At 37.3% G+C, this 2,705-nt stretch carries 4 protein-coding genes and 1 pseudogene; 3 read left to right on the top strand and 2 right to left on the bottom strand.

Features of this window, described 5'->3' with window-relative positions:
• The 3 genes and pseudogenes from ACJMLH_RS02325 to ACJMLH_RS02315 form a co-directional block, all read left to right on the top strand.
• Positions 1 to 600: pseudogene (locus tag ACJMLH_RS02325) on the top strand (hypothetical protein); the annotation flags it as partial.
• A 23-nt stretch (positions 601 to 623) separates the two neighbouring features.
• Positions 624 to 914, top strand: coding sequence for a hypothetical protein (locus tag ACJMLH_RS02320; protein ID WP_405274338.1), 291 nt, complete (start codon positions 624 to 626; stop codon positions 912 to 914).
• Complete coding sequence (locus ACJMLH_RS02315; protein ID WP_405274336.1) at positions 911 to 1,204, top strand: hypothetical protein; 294 nt, start codon at positions 911 to 913, stop codon at positions 1,202 to 1,204. Before ACJMLH_RS02320 ends, ACJMLH_RS02315 begins: the two co-directional genes overlap by 4 nt.
• A gap of 25 nt (positions 1,205 to 1,229) precedes the next feature.
• Here ACJMLH_RS02315 and ACJMLH_RS02310 read toward each other — a convergent pair whose 3' ends face one another.
• Together ACJMLH_RS02310 and ACJMLH_RS02305 are read right to left on the bottom strand one after the other, a co-directional pair.
• Positions 1,230 to 1,586, bottom strand: a complete 357-nt coding sequence (locus tag ACJMLH_RS02310) for a hypothetical protein (RefSeq protein ID WP_405274334.1) — start codon at positions 1,584 to 1,586, stop codon at positions 1,230 to 1,232.
• Positions 1,587 to 1,628: 42 nt separating this feature from the next.
• Positions 1,629 to 2,705 (bottom strand): cation diffusion facilitator family transporter (locus ACJMLH_RS02305; protein ID WP_405274332.1); only part of this gene is annotated, 1,077 nt, incomplete at its 5' end.

Raw genomic sequence — 2,705 nt, 5'->3', positions numbered from 1 at the left:
TATTACAGCTTCAACAGGATTTTTGTAGATGACAGGCAGCTTGATTCACTCCAGATTACCACAATGTTTCATGAGCTCACACACTTTTTAATTAAAGAAATCCTCACGCAAATACTGTGCAAACTCCTTGACTGCACCAAATCCATGGAAATGGAATCAATCATAACTTTCATACTTTCATACTCCAGTGAAAATTGCCTGATTGATGAATATGCAGCCCATACTGTTGAAGGACGTTTCACACTCTTCGGATATCAGGATTACTCCTCATTTTTAAACATTCAAAAATCAATAGACCGTTCGGCTGATGAAATTGAAATGCTTAAGACGATTGGAAACACATTTGCAAATGTAGTAAAGGGCATCATAGAGTCATTTATTGATGATGATTTGCTTGGAGAAATCAAACGTCAATTCAGACAAGATATTTTGGACAATCCCGATTACTCCCAGTTGAAGCTTGAAAACTGCACACTGCTTACATATGAAGGGTTTTTCAGAGCCGTCCAATTTATACTGCTCGACGGTTTTTCAACTGCATCAGAAAACATTGAAAAGCTCTGTGAGATTAATGAGATGTGGAGTCAAAACAGTTATTAAAAACCTAATAGATAATGATTAATATGAACGTCAAGGATAGAATTTTAGAGCTGAACCGCCAGCACACAGGAAGAAATGTTGAAATCAACGAATTGCTTATGACCATCATAACAAAATACCAGCTTTTTGAACCATGCCTTTATCTGGCTGAGGATGAGGAATGGGTTAACGTTTCCATGATTTCAATCGAAGATGAAAATATCTCTCAGGCGATTTCAGTTAGAAAAAGCGAAATAACAATGCTCGGCATATTCAACCGTGAAGAGATTCAGCTGCCGATACCTAATTTGGAGCCAGAGGACTTTTACCAATGAGAGAAGTATTTTTAAGCGATGATTTTGACGTGGAAGAAACATCATCAAAAATAAACTACCTCATGTCAAAATGGTCCATCAGATTTCTGGACATCAACGGTCCCAGCTGGGTAGTCTACAATCAGGACATGGAAGTCAAATACCTGTTTTTCTTTGAAGTGGACTTCAACGATATAGACACCAGAATAAAGCTTGAGGACTTGAAGTTAAATGTAATCCATCACATAGAAAGCCTGAAGGACGATACCACATACAGGGACAATCTAATAAATTCAGTATTCATTGACTAAAAAAAGAAAAAAAGAAGAATTAAACTTAATTAATTCTTGTGTTATAGTATCTTACACCATCTGTATCATATGTGTACCATCTGTTGACGTCTTCATCGAATTTTTCACCGATGACTGTTACATATGAATCACTTTGAGGGTTGTAAACCTTATAGGTGGTGTTGTTAGTAACATTAGCAGTATCATTTAGTCTTGTTGAATTGTCTCCGACTACAGTAGTGTTGTTGACCTTATCGACATCAATAACAGTCTTATTTGTAGAATTATCGGTGACATTGGCTAATTTGGAACTGTCAGTTGTGTAGATGTATGCTCCAACTGCCGCAAGGGCGATTACTAATATTACAATAGCGACTAATATTATATTCTTTTTATCCATCATAATATTTCACCTAATCTATACTTTTGTTCAATCTAATATATATTAATCACTATAATCAAAGTCATCAATTATCGCATAATTGAATTGAGGGTGTTTTGATTTTATTTCATCAAGAATCTTTTCTTTGATTTCCTTACGGTCCGCACTGAAATCAACAATCAAATCAAAAGTAATCAGATTGTCCTCTTCATAAACGCTGAATGCATGCATTTCCTTAATTTCAGGGTATTTGCCGATAATTGATTCAAGGTCGCTTCTGATGTCATTATATTTTTCATTTCTTGCATATATGCCGATTCCGGTAAGGGCAACATTGTGCTTGTAATATATCTGGTAGAGTATCTTACGGGAGAGCTTTTGAATATCTACTGCAGTCATGCTGTCGTCCACTTCAATATGGACGGATCCCTGCATGTCTTCAGGACCGTAGTTGTGAACTATCAAATCATATGCACCGTAGACTTCCGGAAACTCACAGATTGACTGTTTTATGTCATGTGATAGTTTTGAATCGATTCTGTCACCGAGCATGCTGTCGACGGTATCCCTGATCATTTCTATACTTGCCCATATGATTACAAGTGAAATGATAACTCCCAAAATACCTTCAAGGGATATGTGGTAGAATATTGAAATGAGAGCTGCAACCAGTGTTGCAAATGAAAGTATTCCGTCAAAGAATGCATCGCTTCCGGATGCGACAAGAGCCTGTGAGTTTATGTTTTCTCCAACGTTTTTAACATATTTTCCAAGGACGAACTTGACGACAACGGCAACGGCAATGATGATGAGTGAAACTGTTGTATAGCTTGTTACGTCAGGATTGAATATTTTTGGCCAGGACTCTGTAAATGCGGTTATTCCTGCCCATAAAACAATGGCCGCAATAATGATTGATGTGAAATATTCGATTCTTCCGTATCCGTACGGATGGTCCTCATCGGGGTCCCTTTTGGACAGCTTTGTACCTACAATTGTAATGATTGAGGAGAGCGCATCTGTCAGGTTATTTACAGCATCCAAAGTAATTGCAATTGAATTTACAAGTATTCCGATTGTGGCCTTGAAGGCAACCAGAATCAGGTTGACGACAATTCCTATGATGCTTGTTCTTATGAT

This window comes from Methanobrevibacter sp. (assembly GCF_045116495.1).
Taxonomy (GTDB): domain Archaea; phylum Methanobacteriota; class Methanobacteria; order Methanobacteriales; family Methanobacteriaceae; genus Methanocatella.
This window is presented reverse-complemented; position numbering and strand designations above follow the sequence as displayed.

Excerpts from the sequence above, each read along its gene's own strand:
- ACJMLH_RS02320 (WP_405274338.1), top strand. The coding sequence starts at position 624 with ATGAACGTCAAGGATAGAATTTTAGAGCTGAACCGCCAGCACACAGGA.
- ACJMLH_RS02315 (WP_405274336.1), top strand. The coding sequence starts at position 911 with ATGAGAGAAGTATTTTTAAGCGATGATTTTGACGTGGAAGAAACATCA.
- ACJMLH_RS02310 (WP_405274334.1), bottom strand. The coding sequence starts at position 1,586 with ATGATGGATAAAAAGAATATAATATTAGTCGCTATTGTAATATTAGTA.